General features: G+C 71.7%; 20 protein-coding genes. 15 read left to right on the top strand and 5 right to left on the bottom strand.

What is annotated here, in order from left to right; genetic code table 11:
* Window positions 1-21: 21 nt before the first annotated feature.
* The 5 genes from P3G67_RS14570 to P3G67_RS14550 all read left to right on the top strand — a co-directional run bounded on the left by P3G67_RS14570 (window position 22) and on the right by P3G67_RS14550 (window position 4,627).
* Window positions 22-1,095: a ParA family protein gene (locus P3G67_RS14570; protein ID WP_269856149.1), complete on the top strand. Its 1,074-nt coding sequence runs from the start codon at window positions 22-24 to the stop codon at window positions 1,093-1,095.
* Window positions 1,080-1,685, top strand: a complete 606-nt coding sequence (locus P3G67_RS14565; RefSeq protein WP_276093856.1) for a hypothetical protein — start codon at window positions 1,080-1,082, stop codon at window positions 1,683-1,685. The genes P3G67_RS14570 and P3G67_RS14565 overlap by 16 nt, the downstream gene beginning before the upstream one ends.
* Window positions 1,686-1,813: 128 nt before the next feature.
* A complete protein-coding gene (locus tag P3G67_RS14560; protein WP_276093855.1) occupies window positions 1,814-2,968 on the top strand; it encodes a segregation and condensation protein A in 1,155 nt (384 codons plus the stop codon).
* On the top strand, window positions 2,961-3,602 hold the full coding sequence (scpB, locus tag P3G67_RS14555) for an SMC-Scp complex subunit ScpB (RefSeq protein WP_276093854.1): 642 nt from the start codon (window positions 2,961-2,963) through the stop codon (window positions 3,600-3,602). Before P3G67_RS14560 ends, scpB begins: the two co-directional genes overlap by 8 nt.
* Window positions 3,602-4,627, top strand: coding sequence for a pseudouridine synthase (locus P3G67_RS14550; RefSeq protein WP_276093853.1), 1,026 nt, complete (start codon window positions 3,602-3,604; stop codon window positions 4,625-4,627). Before scpB ends, P3G67_RS14550 begins: the two co-directional genes overlap by 1 nt.
* A gap of 82 nt (window positions 4,628-4,709) precedes the next feature.
* Here the strand turns inward: P3G67_RS14550 and P3G67_RS14545 are convergent, their stop codons facing one another.
* Window positions 4,710-5,072 carry a DUF952 domain-containing protein gene (locus P3G67_RS14545; RefSeq protein ID WP_276093852.1) on the bottom strand — a complete coding sequence of 121 codons (363 nt, stop codon included), beginning with the start codon at window positions 5,070-5,072 and terminating at the stop codon, window positions 4,710-4,712.
* 88 nt (window positions 5,073-5,160) lie between these two features.
* On the opposite strand from P3G67_RS14545, the gene P3G67_RS14540 reads away from it, so the two are divergent.
* The 4 genes from P3G67_RS14540 (at window position 5,161) to der (ending at window position 9,173) form a co-directional block, all read left to right on the top strand.
* Window positions 5,161-6,246, top strand: a complete 1,086-nt coding sequence (locus P3G67_RS14540) for a prephenate dehydrogenase (protein WP_276093851.1) — start codon at window positions 5,161-5,163, stop codon at window positions 6,244-6,246.
* 86 nt (window positions 6,247-6,332) lie between these two features.
* Window positions 6,333-7,016, top strand: coding sequence for a (d)CMP kinase (gene cmk / locus P3G67_RS14535; protein WP_276093850.1), 684 nt, complete (start codon window positions 6,333-6,335; stop codon window positions 7,014-7,016).
* A gap of 68 nt (window positions 7,017-7,084) precedes the next feature.
* The gene (locus P3G67_RS14530; RefSeq protein WP_276093878.1) at window positions 7,085-7,672 is read left to right on the top strand and encodes a lysophospholipid acyltransferase family protein; all 588 of its coding nucleotides are present in this window, start codon (window positions 7,085-7,087) and stop codon (window positions 7,670-7,672) included.
* Between the two features lie 43 nt (window positions 7,673-7,715).
* Window positions 7,716-9,173: a ribosome biogenesis GTPase Der gene (der, locus tag P3G67_RS14525; RefSeq protein ID WP_269856157.1), complete on the top strand. Its 1,458-nt coding sequence runs from the start codon at window positions 7,716-7,718 to the stop codon at window positions 9,171-9,173.
* A gap of 27 nt (window positions 9,174-9,200) precedes the next feature.
* Here the strand turns inward: der and P3G67_RS14520 are convergent, their stop codons facing one another.
* Complete coding sequence (locus tag P3G67_RS14520; RefSeq protein WP_276093849.1) at window positions 9,201-9,533, bottom strand: hypothetical protein; 333 nt, start codon at window positions 9,531-9,533, stop codon at window positions 9,201-9,203.
* Window positions 9,534-9,690: 157 nt separating this feature from the next.
* A complete protein-coding gene (locus P3G67_RS14515; protein WP_269856159.1) occupies window positions 9,691-10,494 on the bottom strand; it encodes a hypothetical protein in 804 nt (267 codons plus the stop codon).
* Between the two features lie 509 nt (window positions 10,495-11,003).
* On the opposite strand from P3G67_RS14515, the gene P3G67_RS14510 reads away from it, so the two are divergent.
* From P3G67_RS14510 to P3G67_RS14495, 4 genes are all read left to right on the top strand, one after another.
* The gene (locus P3G67_RS14510; RefSeq protein ID WP_276093848.1) at window positions 11,004-11,696 is read left to right on the top strand and encodes a transglycosylase family protein; all 693 of its coding nucleotides are present in this window, start codon (window positions 11,004-11,006) and stop codon (window positions 11,694-11,696) included.
* 292 nt (window positions 11,697-11,988) lie between these two features.
* On the top strand, window positions 11,989-13,512 hold the full coding sequence (exaC, locus tag P3G67_RS14505) for an acetaldehyde dehydrogenase ExaC (protein WP_276093847.1): 1,524 nt from the start codon (window positions 11,989-11,991) through the stop codon (window positions 13,510-13,512).
* On the top strand, window positions 13,512-13,922 hold the full coding sequence (locus tag P3G67_RS14500; protein ID WP_276093846.1) for a DUF779 domain-containing protein: 411 nt from the start codon (window positions 13,512-13,514) through the stop codon (window positions 13,920-13,922). Before exaC ends, P3G67_RS14500 begins: the two co-directional genes overlap by 1 nt.
* A 317-nt stretch (window positions 13,923-14,239) precedes the next feature.
* On the top strand, window positions 14,240-14,455 hold the full coding sequence (locus tag P3G67_RS14495; protein WP_269856163.1) for an I78 family peptidase inhibitor: 216 nt from the start codon (window positions 14,240-14,242) through the stop codon (window positions 14,453-14,455).
* A gap of 83 nt (window positions 14,456-14,538) precedes the next feature.
* On the opposite strand, the gene P3G67_RS14490 is transcribed toward P3G67_RS14495, so the two are convergent.
* Window positions 14,539-15,579 (bottom strand): phosphatase PAP2 family protein, encoded by a 1,041-nt coding sequence (locus P3G67_RS14490; protein ID WP_391858256.1) that lies wholly within the window; start codon window positions 15,577-15,579, stop codon window positions 14,539-14,541.
* 542 nt (window positions 15,580-16,121) lie between these two features.
* Between P3G67_RS14490 and P3G67_RS14485 the strand changes: the two genes are divergently transcribed.
* Complete coding sequence (locus P3G67_RS14485; protein ID WP_276093844.1) at window positions 16,122-17,762, top strand: MFS transporter; 1,641 nt, start codon at window positions 16,122-16,124, stop codon at window positions 17,760-17,762.
* 60 nt (window positions 17,763-17,822) lie between these two features.
* The gene (locus P3G67_RS14480) at window positions 17,823-19,058 is read left to right on the top strand and encodes an acyl-CoA dehydrogenase family protein (RefSeq protein ID WP_276093843.1); all 1,236 of its coding nucleotides are present in this window, start codon (window positions 17,823-17,825) and stop codon (window positions 19,056-19,058) included.
* Between the two features lie 203 nt (window positions 19,059-19,261).
* On the opposite strand, the gene P3G67_RS14475 is transcribed toward P3G67_RS14480, so the two are convergent.
* Window positions 19,262-19,705 carry a cell division protein SepF gene (locus tag P3G67_RS14475; RefSeq protein ID WP_276093842.1) on the bottom strand — a complete coding sequence of 148 codons (444 nt, stop codon included), beginning with the start codon at window positions 19,703-19,705 and terminating at the stop codon, window positions 19,262-19,264.
* Window positions 19,706-19,830: the final 125 nt, after the last annotated feature.

Here is a 19,830-nt window from a genome sequence, read left to right as displayed (position 1 = left end):
CCCGGGGGTGGTCAACCAGGAATGACCGTTCAGGGTCCGAGCCCGGTTGGACTTGGAGCCGTTGGTTCCGTTGCCGTCCGCACCTTCGAGGCACGCCGGACCGATTCGAGCACGGAGACGCAAGCAACACACGCCATGTCGTCATACGAGGAAGACCTTCAGGACGGTCAGTTCTACGACCCGGACGCGGAATACGAGCCGGACCCCGAGTACGCGGCCACCCTCGCCCCGGACGCCGCCCGGCAGCGCCGTGAGCGCGTCGGCCCAACCGGCCGTCCGTTGCCGTACTTTCCCATCCCCGGCCCGCTGAACGAGCACGGACCGGCCCAGATCATCGCGATGTGCAACCAGAAGGGCGGGGTCGGCAAGACCACCTCGACCATCAATCTGGGTGCCGCGCTCGCCGAGTACGGGCGCCGGGTCCTGCTCGTCGACTTCGACCCGCAGGGCGCGCTCTCCGTCGGCCTCGGCGTCAACCCCATGGAGCTGGACCTGACGGTCTACAACCTGCTCATGGAACGCGGCATGGCCGCCGACGAGGTGCTGCTGAAGACCGCCGTGCCCGGCATGGACCTGCTGCCCAGCAATATCGATTTGTCAGCCGCCGAAGTGCAGTTGGTCTCCGAGGTGGCCCGCGAGTCGACACTCCAGCGCGCGCTCAAGCCGCTCGTCGCCGACTACGACTACGTGATCATCGACTGCCAGCCGTCCCTCGGTCTGCTGACCGTCAACGCACTGACCGCCGCGCACCGGGTGATCGTTCCGCTGGAGTGCGAGTTCTTCGCGCTGCGCGGAGTCGCGCTGCTCACCGAGACCATCGAGAAGGTCCGCGAACGGCTCAACCCCGAGCTCGAACTCGACGGCATCCTGGCCACCATGTACGACTCGCGCACCGTGCACAGCCGCGAGGTGCTGGCCCGCGTCGTCGAGGCGTTCGACGACCACGTGTTCCACACCGTCATCGGCCGCACCGTCCGCTTCCCGGAGACCACGGTGGCCGGCGAGCCGATCACGACCTACGCCTCCAACTCCGTTGGCGCGGCCGCGTACCGACAGCTCGCCAGGGAGGTGCTCGCCCGGTGCCACGCCGAGTGAGTCTGCCCGGAGCCGACGAACTGTTCCGTACCACCGGGGGAATGGCGCTGCAGCCGTCAACTCCCCGGCAGCACAACAACGGTGACGCCACCGGTTCCCCGTCCGCCGACCGGCTGCGCCCGGTACCGGCGGCCGACGAGGACGGTACCGCCGCCGCGCGCCACACGGACGAGGACGCGCCCGACGGCGACGGCACGGCGGAACACACCGAACGCACCCGCCGCGAGCAGTCCGCCCCCAACGCCACGACCGCGGCCGAACACGCACGTTCCGACGCGCCCGAGGCGCCCGGCCCGACCACCCCGGCGCAGCGCCGCCCACCGCAGGAGCACCCAGCGCCGGAGCGTCGGCGGCGCGGCGCGCCCAACCGCCGTCCCAGCGGCCGGGAACGGCACGACGAGAAGATCACGGTCTATGTCTCCGCCGAGGAGCTGATGGACCTCGAACACGCCCGGCTGGTGCTGCGCGGTGAACACGGCCTCGCCGTGGACCGCGGCCGTATCGTGCGTGAGGCGGTCGCCGTGGTGCTGGCCGACCTCGAATCGCGCGGAGACGCGAGCATCCTCGTCCGCCGCCTGCGCGGACGCTGACGCGCTGGGCGGTACGGAGGTTTTCCGGGGGCTGGCCGCCGGACCCCACCGCGAAACGCGACATCGCGGGGCGAACCTGGGTAGGGTGCCGGTTCGGCCGCCCACCCGCTCCGCCCTGTTGGAACACGATGACCGCAGCTGACCGCCCCGCCCGCCGCCCGCTGGGCCGAGGAGCGGCGCACCAGGCCCCGCCGCATGCCGACTCCGGCACCGCGCTGGCCGAGCCGCTTGCGCCGACGGAAGCGGGCCGGGTGACGGACACCGTTCCGCAGCAGGCGAGCCCCACGGAAGCGGCGCCCCCGACCGCACCGGACCCGACGCCCCCCGGAACGCCCCCGACCGCACCTGAACCCGCGCCTCCCGGGACCACGGAACCGACGCCCCCCACCGCGGCGGAACCGCCCTCCAACGCCGTCGAACTGCCCGCCCCCGCCGCGCCGGTGGCCTCCCGCGATGCCCAACCGGCTGTCGCGGACGGCCGGTTCACCGTTCGGCTGGAGAACTTCGAGGGCCCCTTCGACCTGCTGCTCCAACTGATCTCCAAGCACAAGCTGGACGTCACCGAAGTCGCCCTGTCCAAGGTCACCGACGAGTTCATCGCGCACATCCGCGCGATGGGCGCCGAGTGGGACCTGGACCAGGCCACCGAGTTCCTGGTGGTCGCGGCGACCCTGCTGGACCTGAAGGCGGCGCGGCTGCTGCCCGCGGCCGAGGTCGAGGACGAGGCCGACCTGGCCCTGTTGGAGGCGCGCGACCTGCTGTTCGCCCGGCTGCTCCAGTACCGCGCGTACAAGCGGATCTCGGAGATCCTCGCCGACCGCCTGGCGGCCGAGGGGCTGCGCTACCCGCGTACCGTCGGCCTTGAGCCGCACCACGCGGAGCTGCTGCCCGAAGTGGCCCTCAGCATCGGCCCGGAGGGCTTCGCCAAGCTGGCCGTCAAGGCGATGCAGCCCAAGCCCCGGCCCACGGTGTACGTCGAGCACATCCACGCGCCGTTGGTCAGCGTGCGCGAACAGGCGGACATCGTCATCGCCCGGCTGCGCGAGCTGGGCGCCGCGTCGTTTCGGGAACTGACCGTCGACGCCGCCGACACCCTCACCGTGGTCGCACGCTTCCTCGCGCTGCTGGAGCTGTACCGGGAGAAGGCGGTCGCCCTGGAGCAGGAGCAGGCGCTGGGCGTCCTCCAGGTCCGCTGGACCGGCGGCGAGGGCACCGGACAGCCGCTGGTCACCGACGAGTTCGACCAGGAACCGGGGGTAGGGAAGGATGGCCGCGATGACTGAGCAGCACGAGGCGCCCGCGGCACCGCCGTCCGTCGCCGACCTCGCCGTGAAGCCGGCGCTTGAGGCGGTGCTGATGGTGGTGGACGAGCCCGCCACCGAGGAGCACCTGGCCAAGGTGCTGGAACGGCCGCGCCGCGAGGTCGCCGACGCGCTGCGCGAGCTGTCCGACGAGTACGCACGTGACCGGCGCGGCTTCGAACTGCGGCTGGTCGCGGGCGGTTGGCGGTTCTACACCCGGCCCGAGTTCGCGCCCGCGGTGGAGAAGTTCGTGCTCGACGGCCAGCAGGCCCGGCTCACCCAGGCCGCGCTGGAGACCCTCGCGGTGGTCGCGTACCGCCAGCCGGTCAGCCGCTCCCGGGTCTCCGCGGTGCGCGGGGTCAACTGCGACGGCGTGATGCGCACCCTGCTCCAGCGCGGTCTGGTGGAGGAGGCTGGGACGGAACCCGAGACAGGTGCGATCCTGTACAGGACGACGAACTACTTCCTGGAGCGGATGGGCCTGCGCGGCCTCGACGAGCTGCCCGAGCTCGCTCCGTTCCTCCCGGAGGCGGACGCCGTCGAAGCGGAGTCCCAGGAGGGGGTTCCGTCGTTCGACCCGGACGCACCCGACACGACCTCGAGTACGGAACACTGATGCGAAGCAGCGGCAGGAACAGCGGAAACCGGAACTACCGGGGAGCGGGCAACCAGCGCGACGACAAGTCCAAGCGCGCCGGTCGCCCCCGTCCCGAGGAGCGCCGCTACGACGTGGGCGGGAACGGTACCGCCGGATCCGGCAAGCAGGGCGGTAAGCCCGGCGCCGGCAAGAAGGCCGCCCAGGGCCGCAGGAGCGCCCCGGCCCGGCCGCGCGAGTACGACGCCCAGATCGAGGAGCGCAACCGCGCCCGGCACGACAAGCCGCAGCTGAAGCTGCCCAAGACCTTCCCCGGCGCCGAGCAGGAGGGTGAGCGGCTGCAGAAGGTGCTGGCCCGCGCGGGCATGGGCTCCCGCCGCGCCTGCGAGGAGCTGATCGAGCAGCGCCGGGTGGAGGTCAACGGCAGGATCGTGACCGAGCAGGGCCTGCGCGTCGACCCGGACAAGGACGAGGTCAAGGTCGACGGGCTCACCGTGGCCACCCAGGCGTACCTGTTCTTCGCGCTCAACAAGCCCGCCGGCGTGGTCTCCACCATGGAGGACCCGGACGGCCGCCAGTGCCTCGGCGACTACGTCACCAACCGCGAGACCCGGCTGTTCCACGTCGGCCGACTGGACACCGAGACCGAGGGCATCATCCTGCTCACCAACCACGGTGAGCTGGCCAACCGCCTGACCCACCCGCGCTACGGCGTCACCAAGACCTACCTCGCCGCCATCCAGGGCCCGCTCCCGCGCGACCTGGGCCGGCGGCTGAAGGAAGGCATCGAGCTGGAGGACGGCTACGCCCGCGCCGACAGCTTCCGGGTCGTGGAGAACACCGGCAAGAACTACCTGGTCGAGGTCGCGCTGCACGAGGGCCGCAAGCACATCGTGCGCCGCATGCTCGCCGAGGCGGGCTTCCCCGTCGACAAGCTGGTGCGCACCCGCTTCGGCCCGATCGCGCTCGGCGACCAGAAGTCCGGCTGGCTGCGCCGGCTGACCAACACCGAGGTCGGCATGCTGATGAACGAGGTCGGCCTGTAGGACGCCTCCGGGGCGCGCCGGGCCGCGGGTTCGCCCCGCAGCCAAGCCGCGCCCCGGCGAAGGACCGGCCGAGCCCGTCCGGCTAGGACCAGAGCTTGAGGCTGAGGGCCCGGCCTTCGGCGTCCCGTTCCACCTCCAGCATTCCGGCGACCGCGGTGCGGTTGATCCGGCCGTACACGTGCGGGAAGAGGACCGCGGGCGCGGTGCCCGGCGGGGGCGTCCCCGCCGGTGGCTCCCAGCGCACCGGGGAGTCCAGCGCGTCCTCGTCGATCAGCAGCACCATCAGCGGCCCGACCGCGTCCCGGTAGAACGAGTCGGCCACCGCCAGCGCCGTGGACTCGTCGGGCGAGCAGTGCACGAAGCCGTCCTCGGCGAGGGTCGGCGGCGCGTACGGCCGCTCCGGGACGCGCAGCCAGTCGTCCAGCGGGACCACATGGAAGATCATGCGCACCGTTCTACCGGACGCGGCGCCCGAAGCCCGCGTGGGTAGGACCGAAACGACCCCCGGAACGGCGCAGTGGAAAAATGGCGCCATGCGAACCGCCGCCGTCATCGGCACCGGACTGATCGGCACCTCCGCCGCCCTGGCCCTGGCCAGCCGTGGGGTCACCGTCCACCTCAGCGACCACAACCCGGACGCCGCCCGTACCGCCGCCGCGCTCGGCGCCGGAACCACCGACGCACCGCAGGGACCGGTGGACCTGGCGATCATCGCGGTACCTCCGGCGCACGTCGCCACGACGCTCGCCGAGGCGCAGCGTGCCGGGCTGGCCCGCGGCTACCTCGACGTGGCCAGCGTCAAGGGCGGCCCGCGGCGCGATCTGGAGGCGCTCGGATGCGACCTGTCGCAGTACATCGGCACGCATCCGATGGCGGGCCGGGAGCGGTCGGGACCGCTCGCGGCGACCCCGGACCTGTTCGAGGGCCGCCCGTGGGTGCTGACCCCGACCCGCGGCACCGACACCGAGGTGCTCAACCTGGCCCTGGAACTGGTCGCGCTGTGCCGTGCGGTGCCGGTGGTGATGGACGCCGACGCGCACGACCGCGCCGTGGCGCTGGTCTCGCACACCCCGCAGCTGCTGTCCAGCATGGTCGCGGCCCGCCTTGAGCACGCCGACGAGTCCGCGGTGCGGCTGTGCGGCCAGGGCATCCGCGATGTGACCCGGATCGCCGCCTCCGAGCCCGGGATGTGGGTGGACATCCTCTCCGCCAACCCCGGGCCGGTCGCCGATGTGCTCGCCGAGGTCGCGGCCGACCTCGGGGAGACGGTGGAGGCGCTGCGTTCCCTCCAGTCGGCCGACGAGGCCAAGCGGCAGGACGGCGCGGCGGGCATCGAGCGGGTGCTGCGGCGCGGCAACGCCGGACGGGTACGGGTGCCCGGCAAGCACGGCGCGGCGCCCACGGTGTACGAGTCAGTGGTGGTCCTCATCGGCGACCAGCCCGGCGAACTGGCCCGGGTGTTCGCCGACGCGGGCGCGGCCGGGGTCAACATCGAGGACGTGCGCGTGGAGCACGCCACCGGCCAGCAGACGGGTCTGCTGCAACTCATGGTGGAGCCGAAGGCGGTGCCGGTGCTCACCGCCGCGCTGCGCGAGCGCGGCTGGTCGATCAGGCAGTAGGCCGACGGGACGGCACCGCCCGCGCGGCCGGTAACCTTGTCGTTGGCGTTCTGCTCCCACCCGTGCACGAGGAAGGTCCCCCAGCTGTGGAAACTCCGGTGATCGTCGCCATCGACGGCCCGTCCGGCACGGGTAAGTCGAGCACGTCCAAGGCGGTCGCGGCCAAGCTGGGCCTGAGCTACCTGGACACCGGCGCCCAGTACCGGGCGATGACGTGGTGGATGCTGAGCAACGGCATAGACGTCGACAACGCGGCCGAGGTGGCCACCGCCGCCGACAAGCCCACCATCGTCTCCGGCACGGACCCGTCCGCCCCGACCATCACGGTCGACGGCACGGACGCCGCGGGCCCGATCCGCACCCAGGAGGTCACCGCGGCGGTCAGCGCGGTCAGTGCGGTGCCCGAGGTGCGCGCCCGCCTCGTGGAGCTCCAGCGTTCGGCCGCCGCCGCGGCGCCGAACGGGATCGTGGTGGAGGGCCGGGACATCGGTACCACGGTGCTGCCCGACGCCACCGTGAAGATCTTCCTGACCGCCTCCGCCCAGGCGCGCGCGGCCCGGCGCAACGGCGAGCTGAACGGCAAGGAGGCGGCCGACCTCGCCGCCACCCAGGCCGCGCTGGTCAAGCGGGACGCGGCCGACTCCGGCCGTAAGACCTCGCCGCTGGCCAAGGCGGACGACGCGATCGAGGTCGACACCACGGACCTCACCCTCGACCAGGTCATCGAGTGCATCGTCACCCTGATCGAGGAGAAGCGAGCGGCTCGGTGACGCGCACGCACGGCGTGACCCCCGGTCCCCGCGGCGCGGCCGTCGGCCGCGGGATCGGCATCGGCCTGATGAACGGCGGCTGGCGGCCCCGGGTGCTCGGCGCCTGGCGGTTCCCGGCCAGCGGTCCGGTCATCCTCGCGGGCAACCACGCCCACAACGTCGACGGCCCGATGCTGATCGGCACCGCGCCGCGGCCGGTGCACTTCCTGGTCAAGCAGGAGGCGTTCGTCGGCCCGCTGGGTCTGTTCCTGCGGGGCATCGGTCAGCTTCCGGTGGACCGCGGCCGCGCCGACCGGGCCGCGATCAGCGCGGCGCTCGGTGTGCTGGAGCGCGGTGGGGTGCTGGGGATCTTCCCCGAGGGCACCCGCGGCGCCGGCGACTTCGCCGAACTGCGGTCCGGGCTGGCCTACTTCGCGGTGCGCACCGGCGCGCCGGTGGTACCGGCGGCGGTGCTCGGCAGCGCACGCGCCGGACGGCTCATCCCGGCGCTGCCGCCGCTGCGCAGCCGGATCGACGTGGTCTTCGGTGACCCGTTCGATCCGACCGACGGAACCGGGCGCCGTACCCGCAGCGCGCTGGACACCGCCACCGCCCGCATCCAGAAGCAGCTGACCGCCCATCTGGAATACGCCAGGCGCGCCACCGGGCGCGACTGAGGAACCCCGAACACTTCGCTGACGGATGACGAGGAAAGACTTCATGGACACCACAGACGAGTACGGCGAGCACGGCGCGCTCGGCGACGCCGAGTACGCCGAGTTCATGGAGCTGGCGGCGGAGGAGGGCTTCGACCTCGAAGAGGTGGCCGACGACCTGGCGGCGGCCGGGCACGGCCCGCTGCCGGTGCTGGCCGTGGTCGGCCGCCCCAACGTGGGCAAGTCGACCCTGGTCAACCGGATCATCGGGCGCCGAGAAGCGGTGGTCGAGGACCGCCCGGGCGTCACCCGGGACCGGGTCACCTACGAGGCGCACTGGAACGGCCGCCGCTTCAAGATCGTCGACACCGGTGGCTGGGAGCAGGACGTCCTCGGCATCGACGCCTCGGTCGCCGCGCAGGCCGAGTTCGCCATCGAGGCCGCCGACGCGGTGGTGTTCGTGGTCGACTCCACCGTGGGCGCCACCGACACCGACGAGGCGGTGGTCAAGCTGCTGCGCCGGGCGGGCAAGCCGGTCGTGCTGTGCGCCAACAAGGTCGACGGCCCTTCGGGTGAGGCGGACGCGGCCATGCTGTGGTCGCTCGGCCTCGGTGAGCCGTACCCGGTCTCCTCACTGCACGGCCGCGGCACCGGTGACCTGCTGGACGCGGTGCTGGAGGTGCTGCCACAGGCGCCCGCGCAGACCTTCGGCGAGGCGCTCGGGGGGCCGCGCCGGGTGGCGCTGATCGGTAGGCCGAACGTCGGCAAGTCCTCGCTGCTGAACAAGGTCGCGGGCGAGGAGCGGGTGGTCGTCAACGAACTCGCGGGCACCACCCGCGACCCGGTGGACGAGCTGATCCAACTCGGCGGCAAGACCTGGAAGTTCGTGGACACCGCGGGTATCCGCCGCCGTGTCCACCTCACCGAGGGCGCCGACTACTACGCCTCGCTGCGCACCGCCGCGGCCCTGGAGAAGGCCGAGGTGGCGGTCATCCTGGTCGACGCCAGCGAGACGCTCTCCGTGCAGGACACCAGGATCGTCTCGATGGCGGTCGACGCGGGCCGGGCCTGTGTGATCGCCTACAACAAGTGGGACCAGCTGGACGAGGAGCGCCGGTACTACCTGGAGCGGGAGATCGAGCAGGACCTGGTGCAGGTCCAGTGGGCGCCCCGGGTGAACGTTTCAGCGCTCACCGGGCGCCATATGGAAAAGCTCGTTCCGGCGATCGAGACCGCGCTCGCGGGCTGGGAGACCCGGATTCCCACCGGCCGTCTCAACGCCTTCCTGGGCGAGCTGGTCGCCGCGCATCCGCACCCGATCCGCGGCGGCAAGCAGCCGCGCATCCTGTTCGGCACGCAGGCCGGGACCAAGCCGCCGCGGTTCGTACTGTTCGCCTCCGGCTTCCTGGAGGCGGGCTACCGCCGCTTCATCGAGCGCCGGTTGCGCGAGGAGTTCGGCTTCGAGGGCACCCCGATCCAGATCTCGGTGCGGGTGCGCGAGAAGCGCGGGCGCAAGAAGTAGCCGCCCCCCGCGATGCGCGGGCGCCGTTCAGCGCCCGCGCATCCGGTTGTCGTACGGGGCGATGGCCCCGGACGGGTTGGACTGCCCCGGAGGCAGCGCGGCGGGCAGTTGACCGCGGTAGCGGCCGTAGGTCTGAGTGATGGCCCGCTGTTCGTGCTGCGGCCAGGGGCGGCCGTCGTCGAACTGGAGTTCCTCCTCGCCGGTGCGGTCGCCTGGCAGCGCCCGGAACATCCGTCGGTACTCGGAGTACAGCGCGTCGTAGATCGGGGTGGCCGAGCCCGCGAGCGAGTCGTGCGGCGAGCGCATCGGCGGGATGTGGCTCTGGTACGGGACTCGGGAGAAGGTGTCATAGGTGTGCACGTATGTGCCAACGATTCCCGTACGTCCGAGATGCGGGCCGTACGGGGCGAAATGACCCTTCCCTAGGCAAAAGTCGTATGACGAGGGCCAATCGGGCACGACGAAGGCCGGAGTACCCCCGAACGGGGTACTCCGGCCTTGGTGGCGATCGGCTGGCTCAGGTACCGGCGAGCGGCATCGTGCCGCCGACCAGCCGACCGGTGCTCGCCGCCCGGTCCAGCGCGTCGCGCAACAGGTCCTCGCGCGGCTGGCGGCCGATGGTGCCGGCCGGCGCGGCGTAGACGAACACCTTGTTGCTGCGGTTGGCCGCGCTGCGCCAGCCCTCGCTGACCGGCAGCGGCTGGTGCGCCTGCCACCAGGCTGAGGCGTTGGCGGCGTTGGGGCTGCCCTGGAGGACGGCGTGCAGCTTGCCCATCGCCATCAGCACGGACCAGCCGGCCAGCTCGGGCGGCGGGATCTCCAGGTTGCCGACCGGGTGGAAGCCCGCCTCGCCGAGCAGGACCAGGAACTCGTCGTGGGACGAGTTGCCCGGGCGGGCCACCGGGCTGGTGGGCTCGACCACCAGCGCCGGGTGCAGGTTGTCCTGGCAGAGCACCAGACCGCAGGTGATGCCCAGGACGGCCTGCTCCTCAGGGGTCGGCTGGACTGAGGCGGGCGGCTGCTGCGGCGGCTCGGTGGCGGTGGTCTCGCCGGTGATGCTGCGCACGGCGACCTGTAGCTGCTCCTCGGAGACCGGTACGACCTGCGACGGGATGCATCTGGCGTGCGCGAAGGCGAGCACCGCGGTCTCCTCGCCGACGAACAGCACCGTGCTGGTGCGTTCATGGTCGGTGTTGCCGGGGGTGCGGCAGGAGGTGCAGTCGTACGGGCCAGGTGCGTTCTCGCCTGACGCCAGGCGGGCGGCCTCCTCGTCGCCGATCTCGGCGCGTACATCGTCGCTGACATCGAGCATGGGCGGCACGGGGTGACTCCTCGGGGGTGCGTTCGGCGCGAGCCCGGAGTTTCCCGGCTCGCAGTGACAACGGGCCATCTGTGGCAGGGGTCACGCGCGGACTGGGGCGGGTTCAACTAGTCGTATGCGTAGGGTGATCGGCCTCCCGGAATCCCTTACTCCGTGTAGATCTTGTGACGTTGTACACGCTTGTGAACGCGTGAAGAACCTCACAGGAAGGTTGCGTTCCGCTGTGCGGTATCGGGATGAAACGCCATCAAAGGGGTGCGAAACAAGGCCTGTTACCTCTGGTAACCGCCAACTGGCCTGGGCAGAACGGGCATTGGTTGATATCAGCGGCTTGTGCTCCCTAGATTCGGCGGCCGTGTGCACAGAGCACCGCCCGGGCAGTCCGCACGGAGGACGACCGCGTCAGCGCGGTCAGCGGACGGGCGGGACGGGCACGGGGCGCGAACGCGTCCGGTGGACGTCCCGTTGGCACGACAGGGGGAAGCCCGGGTCCGTTGAGAAGGGGATTCATGTCCGGACATCCGGAGCGCCGCAAGCACGCAGTGACGTCCAACACCGCGACCGGGCTGCGCCGCAGGGCGCGGGCCGCCATGTTCGCGGGGGCGGCTGTCGTGGCACCCCTGGCCGCGGTCGCGGTCAGCGCGGGGCAGGCGCAGGCCGCCGACTCTGGTGTGTGGGACCGCATCGCGAGCTGTGAGAGCGGCGGCGACTGGCACATCAACACCGGCAACGGCTACTTCGGCGGCCTTCAGTTCAGCGCCAGCACCTGGGCCGCCTACGGCGGTACGAACTACGCGCCGAACGCCAGCGAGGCCAGCCGCTCGGAGCAGATCGCGGTCGCCAGCAGGGTGCAGGCCGCACAGGGCTGGGGCGCCTGGCCGGTCTGCTCGTCCCAGGCCGGGGCGTACGGCGGCGCGCCCACCGAGTCGGCGCCGCGGTCCAGCGGCGCGAGCCACACCAGCGGCCACAAGGCCTACAAGCCGGCGCCCACCGAGCGCGGCGAGGAAGCGCCGAGCACCACCAGGTCCGCCACCCGCACCGCCGAGTCGGGCCACGGCGACTACACCGTCGCCTCCGGCGACACGCTCAGCGGCATCGCGGCGGCCCACGGCACCACGTGGCAGCACCTGTACGCCGCCAACAAGAAGGCCATCGGCGACAACCCGAACCTGATCATGCCGGGAGAGCGCCTCAACGTCTGATCCGTCCGGCTGGAATCGCCACATCCGCTCGCCGTCGCGGGGTACGAACCCACCGCGACGGCGAGCGACTTGTCTGCCGGGGTCCTGCGGCGCCGTACCGCCCCCGGGGACGGTACGGCGCTCAACTCCCGTAGCGCCGCCGGTCGTCGGCGAACCGTCCCTTGGCGCGATCCGTACCAGCTCATGGCCGAGGCGGCGGACCGGGGGTAGCGTGCGGTCGACCCAGGAACGTCGCTCCATCCAGGAACGTCCGGGCCGCCCCGCGCGCCCGAACCCCCAAGGAGGCAGCCGTATGACGGTCTATCAGGCACCTGGCACACCCGGCAGCGCCGTCACCTTCCGCTCCCGGTACGAGAACTGGATCGGCGGCGAGTGGACCGCCCCCGCCGCCGGCCAGTACTTCGAGAACCCGACCCCGGTCACCGGACAGACGTTCACCGAGGTCGCCCGCTCCACCGCCGCCGACATCGAACTCGCCCTGGACGCCGCCCACTCGGCGGCGCCCGCCTGGGCCCGTACCGCACCGGCGGAGCGGGCCGCGGTGCTCGGGAGGATCGCCGACCGGATCGAGCAGAACCTGACCCAGCTCGCGGTCGCCGAGGTGTGGGACAACGGCAAGCCGATCCGGGAGGCGCTCGCCGCCGATCTTCCGCTGGCCGCGGACCACTTCCGGTACTTCGCCAGCGCCATCCGGACGCAGGAGGGCTCGATCGCGCAGCTGGACGACGACACCGTGGCCTACCACTTCCACGAACCGCTGGGCGTGGTCGGCCAGATCATCCCGTGGAACTTCCCGATCCTGATGGCCGCCTGGAAGCTGGCGCCCGCGCTCGCGGCGGGCAACGCGGTGGTGCTCAAGCCCGCGGAGCAGACCCCGGCCTCGGTGCTGGTGCTGATCGAGCTGATCCAGGACCTGCTGCCGCCTGGGGTGGTCAACGTCGTCAACGGCTTCGGCGTCGAGGCGGGCAAGCCGCTGGCCGCCAACTCCCGGGTGGCCAAGGTGGCTTTCACCGGGGAGACCACCACCGGCCGCCTGATCATGCAGTACGCGAGCCAGAACATCATCCCGGTCACCCTGGAACTGGGCGGCAAGAGCCCCAACATCTTCTTCGCGGACGTGGCGCGCGAGCCGGACGAGTTCTACGACAAGGCGCTGGAGGGCTTCACCATGTTCGCCCTCAACCAGGGCGAGGTGTGCACCTGCCCGTCCCGGGCGCTGATCCAGGAGGCGTTCTACGACAGCTTCCTCAGCGACTGCCTGGAGCGGACCCGCTCCATCCGGCAGGGCAACCCGCTGGACACCGACACCATGGTGGGCGCCCAGGCCAGCAACGACCAGCTGGAGAAGATCCTCTCCTACGTCGACATCGGCGCCGCCGAGGGCGCCAAGCTGCTCGTCGGCGGCGAACGCGTCGACCTCGGCGGTGAGCTCTCCGGCGGCTACTACATGGCGCCGACGATCTTCGAGGGCCAGAACAGCATGCGGATCTTCCAGGAGGAGATCTTCGGCCCGGTCGTCGCGGTCACCCCCTTCGAGGGCTTCGACGAGGCGATCTCGCTCGCCAACGACACGCTGTACGGACTGGGCGCGGGCGTGTGGACCAGGGACGGCAACACCGCGTACCGGGCGGGCCGCGCCATCCAGGCCGGCCGGGTGTGGACCAACTGCTACCACGCCTACCCCGCGCACGCGGCCTTCGGCGGCTACAAGAACTCCGGCATCGGCCGGGAGGGCCACAAGATGATGCTGGACCACTACCAGCAGACCAAGAACCTGCTGGTGAGCTACGCCCCGCAGGGGCTCGGGCTGTTCTGATGGGCACGGCCAAGGCGTGCCGGGTCGGGTGCACCGAGGAGGCGGCGCGGCTGCTGCGCCGCCTCGCGGAGTCGCACGGCCCGTTGATGTTCCACCAGTCGGGCGGCTGCTGCGACGGCAGTTCGCCGATGTGCTACCCGGCGGGGGAGTTCCTCGTCGGGGACGCCGATGTGCACCTGGGGGACCTCGATGTGCCCGGCACGGTCCCGGTGCCGGTCTGGATGGCGCGGGACCAGTTCGCGTACTGGAGCCACACGCATCTGACGATCGACGTGGTGCCGGGGCGCGGCAGCGGGTTCTCGTTGGAGGCGCCCACCGGCCACCGCTTCCTGATCCGGTCGCGGCTGCTGACCGATGAGGAGCTTGCCGCGCTGGGCGGGCGGCCTGCCCAGGGCCGGTCCGCGTTGTGAACACGTGAACAGCGAGGGGGCGGTGTGGAGGAATAGTGGGTTCCGTTCCAGCCATTCCGCTTGGTGTTGGCGATTAACTCCGCATGCGGTTCTGAAATTGCGTGGCCGGTGCTGGAAACAGCCTTCCGGATAAACCGGCTGGCCGGTGCACGGATGATTTCTGGCGGGCGTGGCGGTGTTTTTCGCGGAGGGCGCGGCGGCGCTGAGTGAGGGTTGCTGGGGCGGCAAACACCGCGGCGCGCACTGTGACAGAAGCGTGACGATGCCACCGGCCCGCCCCTCGGCGGCGCCCGCCGAGGGGCCGTACGGTGGCGGACATGGCACCCTCACCGACCCCCGGTCCGGTCCCCGAGGACGACCTCGGCCAGTACGTCGGCATGCCCGCGCAGGAGGCCGAGCGCACCGCCGCCCGGCACGGCTGGACGACGGTACGGGCGTTGCCGCCGGACGCGGTGATCACCCTGGAGTACCTCGCCGGGCGGCTGAACCTCACGGTCCAGGACGGCGTGGTGACCCGCTGCTGGGCGGGCTGAACCCGAACACGCCGACGGCCCGCGGGGGAGTTGTGCGTACCGCTCCCCGCGGGCCGTCGACCTCTCGCGCTGTTCCTTTCGGCTCAGCCCTGGTTGCCCCGGCCGCGATGGGTGGCCGGGTGGGCCGCCCGTTCGACGTGCGGTGGGCGGCGGTTGCCGGGCGCGGGGACCGTCGCCCGGTCAAGGCGCGCGATGTGGCCGCGCATGCCGTGGTGCGCCGCCCTGGAGGCCGTGGCGGTCGCGGTGGCGGTGGCGGCGGTGGGGCGGGCGGGGGCGCCCGCGCCGACCGGCTGGAGCAGCGGGGCGTCGTCCGCGGCGTCGCGCGGCGGGATGACGCCGGAGCGGGCGGCGATCGGCGAGACCGTGACCGGCGTCGGCAGCCAACGGGACCGCAACTGCGTCCACTTCACCAGCAGCCACTGCTCGGCGCGGCTGATCAGCGGCTCGAACCAGGGCAGCGCAAGCAGCACCAGCAGCCCCGCGCACCAGCCGCTGAGCACATCGCTGACCCAGTGGGTACCGAGGTAGATCGTGGTCATGCCCACGCCCAGCGAGAGCATCGCGCTGACCACTGACAGCACCCGCCTGGCCCGCGGCGTGGTGGCCAGATAGGCAAGGATCCCCCAGGTCACCACCGCGTTCGCGGTGTGTCCTGAGGGAAATATGTCGCCGCCCCCGAACAGTTCGGCGGAGCCGATCGTGGTGGCGTAGTGCGGGCCGAGCCTGCCCAGGCCGTACTTGACCGCGCCCACCGTGATGTTGAGAAGCAGCAGCGCGGTGCCGAGTACCAGCAGCGGGCGCAGGGAGCGCTGCTTCCAGGTGCGCCAGCCCAGCCACGCCGCGACCATCACGGCTGTCGGGCCGCGCTGCCCGAGGACCACGAAGTAGTCCAGGAACGCGTGGAATTGGGGCCACTGCTTGTACGGCCGGAACAGCATGACCTGCCAGTCCAGCCGCACCAGTCGGGACGTGCCGAGCACGGCCGCGACTATGGCCGCGTAGGCCACCGTGGTGGTGCCGAACAGCACCTGGCGTGTTCGGCTCATCCCTGGGACCTCGTGGCCGCCCGGCCGCGTCGGCTCTAGCCGTGGCGCCGGGTCGGCGAGGATTCGGTCAGTACGCACACAATCGACGTTACAGCGTGTGACGGCTGTGTTTGGCCGAACGGGCCTTTTTGTGATGACGATGTGATGTGGCAACAGTCACGGATGTCGGGCAGCTCACATTTTCCACTTGTTCTGGACGTGGTTGAGCGATGCCGTTGCGGTGGTGTTCCGAATTTCCGTCCGCTGTTTTCCGTGCAATCCCCGGAATGGGAGCGGGTGATTTTCCGGAGCCAGGTTAAATCTGATGCGTCGTCAGATTTGGGCGCTGGTCGCGTTCCGTTTCAAGATCCTTAACCTGGGAAGGCCAACACCGGGTCAACACGCGGGGGCGGCGGGGTGACTCCTGGGTGTGACCAAGGCCACCCGCCGCGCACCCCCCACCGCTGGCCGGAAGCCGATGGTCGCGCCGGGAAGGCGTCCTGCGCCGGAAGCCGGGTCCTCCCACTCGCGTACCCTGGCGGCTCACCCGCCCCATTTCGCCGGGTGCCGCGGCCAACCGGGCGCGGGCGCCGGGCGGCGTCGCACGCGGGGCGCGAGCGCACACCAGTGGAGGTGCATGGATGACGGGGACGACCACGGTCGGCACCCCGACGGCGGCCGCAGTCCCACGGGCCAGACGGCCGCGTCCGGACACCGGCGGGGCCACCGGCCCCGCCAACCGCTGGACGATCCTGGCCGTGCTCTGCGTCAGCCTGCTGCTCGTCGCGCTCGACGCGACCGTGCTGCACGTCGCGGTCCCCTCGCTCAGCGAGGACCTGCGCCCCAGCGCGATAGCCCTGCTGTGGATCGTCGACGCCTATCCGCTCGCCGCCGCCTCCCTGCTCATCCTGTTCGGCACCCTCGGCGACCGTGTCGGCCGCCGCCGGGTGCTGCTGGTGGGCTACGGGCTGTTCGCCGCCGCCTCCGCGGTCGCGGCGCTGGCCACCACCCCGGCCGTGCTGATCGCGGCCCGCGCGCTGCTGGGCGTCGGCGGCGCCATGATCATGCCCGCCACGCTGTCGATCCTGCGGCAGGTCTTCCCCGACCGCAGGGAACGCGCCCTGGCCATCGGTCTGTGGAGCGCGATCGCGGCGGTCGGCGCGGCGGTCGGACCGGTGCTCGGCGGCTTCCTGGTGGAGCGCTTCTGGTGGGGCTCGGTCTTCCTGGTCAACATTCCGCTGCTGGCGGTGCTCTGGCCGGTGGCCCGCCGACTGCTGCCGGAGTCCACCGGCGCGCACGACGGGCCGTGGGACGTGCTCGGGGCCGGGATGGCGGCGCTGGGCATCCTCGGGGTGATCCTCGGCGTCAAGCGGCTCGGCGGCGGCGCCACGCCGTACCAGCCGGTGGTGATCGTTCCGCTGCTGGTGGGGGTGGCACTGCTCTGGCTGTTCGTACGACGGCAACGCGGGCTGCGGCACCCGCTGGTGGACATGCGGATGTTCGCCAGGCCCGCGTTCAGCACCTCGGTCGGCTGCATCGTGCTGGCGATGCTGGCGCTGGTCGGCCTTGAGCTGATCGCCGTCCAGTACCTCCAACTGGTGCTCGGCCTGGCCCCGTTGGAGACCGGGCTGCGGCTGCTGCCGCTCACTCTCGCCGCGATGGCCGCCGGGCTCGCCGGATCGCGGCTGCTGCACCGGCTCGGGCCGCGGCTCATGGTCTGCCTCGGCTTCGTGCTCACCGCCTGCGCCGTGCTGTCGCTGACCGTCATGGGACAGCACGACCGCCCCTGGCTGCTCACCACCGCGTTCGTCGCCCTCGGCTTCGGGCTGGAGACCACCTTGTTCGGGGCGTACGAGTCGATGCTCAGCGACGCCCCGGCAGCCCAGGCGGGCGGGGCCGCGGCGATCGGCGAGACCTCCTACCAACTCGGTGCCGGAACGGGCATCGCACTGCTCGGCAGCGTGATGAACGCCGGGTACGCGCCCGGCGTCCACGGCGTCCCCGGCGTTCCGGCCGCCGCCGGCAACGAGGCGGCGCACTCGCTCGGCGAGGCGTACGAGGTGGCCGACCGGATCGGCGGCGGTACCGGTGAGGCACTGCGCTCCGCCGCCCGCGGCTCCTTCGTGCACGGGCTGCACCTCACCCTGTCCGCCAGCGCCGTACTGCTGCTGCTCGGCGCGCTCGCCGCGCTCCGCCTGCCGCGCAGCGCCGAGACGACGGCGTGCGCGCAGGCCGAGGGCGCTGACCTTGAGGGTCTTTACGACGGGCGGACGCGGCCGTAGCGTCAGCGGCGACCAGGAAAGATCGATCAGCGACGATCGACCGTCCCAAGGAGCACCGGTATGGCAGTGGAGCGCGGCTCCTCGTTCGAGGGCGGTGGCCGGGCGGGCCGGAGTGGCGGCGCGTCGCCGTCCTTCGACCCGCTCGACCCGCTCGGTCTCGACGACCTGCTGAGCGACGAGGACCGCGCGGTGCGGGAGACGGTGCGCCGCTGGGCCGCCGACCGGGTGCTGCCGAACATCGCAGAGTGGTACGAGCGCGGTGAACTGCCCGGCATCCGCGAGCTGGCCCGCGAACTCGGCGCCATCGGGGCGCTCGGCATGTCCCTCGACGGGTACGGCTGCGCCGGGGCCAGCGCCGTCCAGTACGGGCTGGCCTGCCTGGAGTTGGAGGCCGCTGACTCCGGGATCCGCTCGCTGGTCTCGGTCCAGGGCTCGTTGGCGATGTACGCGATCCACCGCTACGGCTCCGAGGCGCAGAAGCGGGAGTGGCTGCCGCGGATGGCCGCCGGAGAGGTGATCGGCTGCTTCGGCTTGACCGAGCCCGACCACGGCTCCGACCCGGCCGGGATGACCACGTACGCCAAGCGGGACGGCACCGACTGGGTGCTGACCGGGCGCAAGATGTGGATCACCAACGGTTCGGTGGCCGGGGTGGCGGTGGTCTGGGCCCGTACTGACGAGGGCATCCGCGGTTTCGTCGTCCCCACCGACGCACCCGGCTTCTCCGCGCCGGAGATCAGGCACAAGTGGAGCCTGCGCGCCTCGGTCACCAGTGAACTCGTCCTGGACGACGTGCGGTTGCCCGCCGACGCGGTGCTGCCGGAGGTCAGCGGGCTGCGCGGGCCGCTGAGCTGTCTGAGCCACGCCCGTTACGGCATCGTCTGGGGTTCGATGGGCGCGGCCCGCAGCTGCTTCGAGTCGGCGCTGGACTACGCCAGGTCACGGGAGCAGTTCGGCCGCCCCATCGGTGCTTTCCAGCTCACCCAGGCCAAGCTCGCCGACATGGCCGTCGAGCTGCACAAGGGCATCCTGCTCGCCCACCACCTCGGCCGCCGGATGGACGCCGGGCGGCTGCGCCCGGAGCAGGTCAGCTTCGGCAAGCTCAACAACGTGCGCGAGGCGATCGAGATCTGCCGCACCGCGCGCACCATCCTGGGCGCCAACGGGATCTCGCTGGAGTACCCGGTGATGCGGCACGCCACCAACCTGGAGAGTGTCCTGACGTACGAGGGCACCGTGGAGATGCACCAGTTGGTCCTGGGCAAGGCCCTCACCGGACTGGACGCGTTCCGCTAGGCCCGCGGGCGGGCTCAATCCCGGGGCAAGACTCCGGGGCCCCGGGCGGACGGGTACCGCGGGTGCCGTCTCGGGGCCTTCTGGCGCCGGGACGGTGAGTGGCCGCGCGTCGGGGACCGGCGGTGCCGAACCGGCCACGACCCGCGGTGGGCGCGGCGGCGTGAGCCCCGAGCCCCTTTGGGGCAGCCCCCCGGCCTGCCCCTTCAGCTCTGGTTGAAGAAGCCGTCCGCGGAGCGGCTGCCCGCCGCACCGTCAACCACCCTGTAGTCGGCGGGGGTCAGCAGGAACACCCGCGTCGCCACCCGTTCGATGGAGCCGCGCAGGCCGAAGGTCAGACCTGCCGCGAAGTCCACCACCCGCTTGGCGTCGGCCGACTCCATGGCCGTGAGGTTGACGATCACCGGCACGCCCTCCCGGAACAACTCACCGATGCCGCGCGCGTCCCGGAAGCCGTCCGGGGTGACCGTGGCGATCCGCTGGCCCTGCTCCTCGGCGCTGACCGCGGCGACCCGCACCCGCGGGTCGGTGACCCATTCGCTGGACTCGGGCCCCTCGGTGTAGTCCGTGTACTCCTCGTCGTAGTAGCGCTCGTCGTCGCCTTCGTCGACGAGTCCAAGCCATGCGCTGGCCTTCCGCACCGAACCCATGGACGCCTCCTCTCACGCGCGGTCCGTACCGTCCGCCCTCCTATGGTCGTCCATGATGTGGATGATGCGCCAAGTGGAAAGCCGCCGTACTGGGGATTCGTGACGGTTCTGGTGCAACAGCCGCA

The organism is Streptomyces silvisoli (assembly GCF_029269905.1).
Taxonomy (GTDB): Bacteria; Actinomycetota; Actinomycetes; order Streptomycetales; family Streptomycetaceae; genus Streptantibioticus_A; species Streptantibioticus_A silvisoli_A.
Note: the sequence above shows the minus strand (reverse complement) of the source record. Positions and strands in the feature narration are given on the sequence as shown.

Bases quoted from the DNA above. Each gene is read 5' to 3' on its own strand.
- P3G67_RS14480 (WP_276093843.1), top strand. From the start codon at position 17,823: ATGGCAGTGGAGCGCGGCTCCTCGTTCGAGGGCGGTGGCCGGGCGGGC.
- P3G67_RS14530 (WP_276093878.1), top strand. From the start codon at position 7,085: ATGAACGGCGGCTGGCGGCCCCGGGTGCTCGGCGCCTGGCGGTTCCCG.
- P3G67_RS14540 (WP_276093851.1), top strand. From the start codon at position 5,161: ATGCGAACCGCCGCCGTCATCGGCACCGGACTGATCGGCACCTCCGCC.
- P3G67_RS14560 (WP_276093855.1), top strand. From the start codon at position 1,814: ATGACCGCAGCTGACCGCCCCGCCCGCCGCCCGCTGGGCCGAGGAGCG.
- exaC (WP_276093847.1), top strand. From the start codon at position 11,989: ATGACGGTCTATCAGGCACCTGGCACACCCGGCAGCGCCGTCACCTTC.
- der (WP_269856157.1), top strand. From the start codon at position 7,716: ATGGACACCACAGACGAGTACGGCGAGCACGGCGCGCTCGGCGACGCC.
- P3G67_RS14545 (WP_276093852.1), bottom strand. From the start codon at position 5,072: ATGATCTTCCATGTGGTCCCGCTGGACGACTGGCTGCGCGTCCCGGAG.
- P3G67_RS14570 (WP_269856149.1), top strand. From the start codon at position 22: ATGACCGTTCAGGGTCCGAGCCCGGTTGGACTTGGAGCCGTTGGTTCC.
- P3G67_RS14550 (WP_276093853.1), top strand. From the start codon at position 3,602: ATGCGAAGCAGCGGCAGGAACAGCGGAAACCGGAACTACCGGGGAGCG.
- P3G67_RS14510 (WP_276093848.1), top strand. From the start codon at position 11,004: ATGTCCGGACATCCGGAGCGCCGCAAGCACGCAGTGACGTCCAACACC.
- scpB (WP_276093854.1), top strand. From the start codon at position 2,961: ATGACTGAGCAGCACGAGGCGCCCGCGGCACCGCCGTCCGTCGCCGAC.
- P3G67_RS14500 (WP_276093846.1), top strand. From the start codon at position 13,512: ATGGGCACGGCCAAGGCGTGCCGGGTCGGGTGCACCGAGGAGGCGGCG.
- P3G67_RS14495 (WP_269856163.1), top strand. From the start codon at position 14,240: ATGGCACCCTCACCGACCCCCGGTCCGGTCCCCGAGGACGACCTCGGC.
- P3G67_RS14485 (WP_276093844.1), top strand. From the start codon at position 16,122: ATGACGGGGACGACCACGGTCGGCACCCCGACGGCGGCCGCAGTCCCA.
- P3G67_RS14475 (WP_276093842.1), bottom strand. From the start codon at position 19,705: ATGGGTTCGGTGCGGAAGGCCAGCGCATGGCTTGGACTCGTCGACGAA.